3 protein-coding genes are annotated in these 1,081 nt (G+C 34.9%); all 3 read right to left on the reverse strand.

All coding sequences use genetic code 11. The annotated features are described in order from the left end of the window. Positions 1–346: 346 nt before the first annotated feature. The 3 genes from RCF13_RS00235 to RCF13_RS00245 are packed head-to-tail and all read right to left on the reverse strand — an operon-like array spanning position 347 to position 975. The gene (locus RCF13_RS00235) at positions 347–571 is read right to left on the reverse strand and encodes a DUF3310 domain-containing protein (protein WP_308140675.1); all 225 of its coding nucleotides are present in this window, start codon (positions 569–571) and stop codon (positions 347–349) included. Further along, positions 568–702, reverse strand: a complete 135-nt coding sequence (locus RCF13_RS00240; protein WP_308140676.1) for a hypothetical protein — start codon at positions 700–702, stop codon at positions 568–570. Before RCF13_RS00240 ends, RCF13_RS00235 begins: the two co-directional genes overlap by 4 nt. A 3-nt stretch (positions 703–705) precedes the next feature. Further along, complete coding sequence (locus RCF13_RS00245) at positions 706–975, reverse strand: hypothetical protein (RefSeq protein ID WP_308140677.1); 270 nt, start codon at positions 973–975, stop codon at positions 706–708. Positions 976–1,081: the final 106 nt, after the last annotated feature.

The following is a 1,081-nucleotide window of genomic DNA, read 5'->3' on the forward strand; positions in this document are numbered from 1 at the left end:
TTTCTATATAGTTATAACCTTCCTTTTCAAGTAACTCGGCTATAGTTGTTTTGCCGGATCCACTCTCTCCTACCAAGCAAACTATAGTATCTTTCATCATTAACCCCACCTTTCTTATTTCCCTTCCATCCTCTTTCGTAATGTATCAGCCTCATTAACACTTGTAATTATATATCCATCTATTAAGTGAACTAAGCTTAATGTTCTTCTACCCTTGGTGCAATCTATAAGTTTATTCAGCTCCTCTGCATTCTGCCTTTGCCGCTTTAAAGGCGCAGCATCTACTCCAGTAATAGCTAATACCTTTGATTTCCGAACAAAATTTCCATATCCAATGTGCAGCATACTAAATCACTCCCTCTGATTGAGATTTGCTATTTCTTTCAATTTCTCTTTGGATATACCATGTAGCCTTCTTTAGATCCTCAGTTTTATTTTCTTTATGGTCCGCTCTAGCTATATACTTAACCGCATTTCCCAAGTTGAAATTTAAATTCCAATCCTCTATAACATCTATTACTTCAAAATTCCCTATGTTGTAATGCTTTGGATGATCAACTTTTTCAGTCATTTCTTCTCCACCACCCTTTTATAATGCCTATAGGCTTCTTCTATGTAATTCCAAACAGATAATCCTGTCCGGCTGGATAGTTCTTGCGCTGCTTGAAATACTTCTTTCTTAATTTCTTCCTTAACAAACATTACCTAAGATTCCCCTCGCCTTTTATCGATTTTTCCTATATATATTAGATACTGGATAAGAAGAATAACTTCACATTGTCCGTCTGTAGAATCTAGAACTGGTCTAAGTAGCCTTGCCATGTCTATTATGTTAAATCCTATGTTGTAAAGTTTAATAGCTGTTTCCATTTCTTCTTCTGTCCACGTTAAGTCAAGTTCTTCAAATATAACTATCAAAGGCTTGTGAGGGCTTGTTTTGCTTATGTCATGTGCTCGTCTTTTGTTGTTATTCATAATCAGCCCTCGCTTTCATATTGTGAATTACTTCATACTAATAACTTATTTCTTATAGTGGAAATTCATGGTATAATCTTAATAACTTATTTACAGGAGGTAGATT

The sequence above is a fragment of the Stenotrophomonas maltophilia group sp. RNC7 genome (assembly GCF_030910085.1).
In the GTDB taxonomy this organism is placed as follows: domain Bacteria; phylum Pseudomonadota; class Gammaproteobacteria; order Xanthomonadales; family Xanthomonadaceae; genus Stenotrophomonas; species Stenotrophomonas sepilia.

Excerpts from the sequence above, each read along its gene's own strand:
- RCF13_RS00235 (WP_308140675.1), bottom strand. The coding sequence starts at position 571 with ATGACTGAAAAAGTTGATCATCCAAAGCATTACAACATAGGGAATTTT.
- RCF13_RS00245 (WP_308140677.1), bottom strand. The coding sequence starts at position 975 with ATGAATAACAACAAAAGACGAGCACATGACATAAGCAAAACAAGCCCT.
- RCF13_RS00240 (WP_308140676.1), bottom strand. The coding sequence starts at position 702 with ATGTTTGTTAAGGAAGAAATTAAGAAAGAAGTATTTCAAGCAGCGCAA.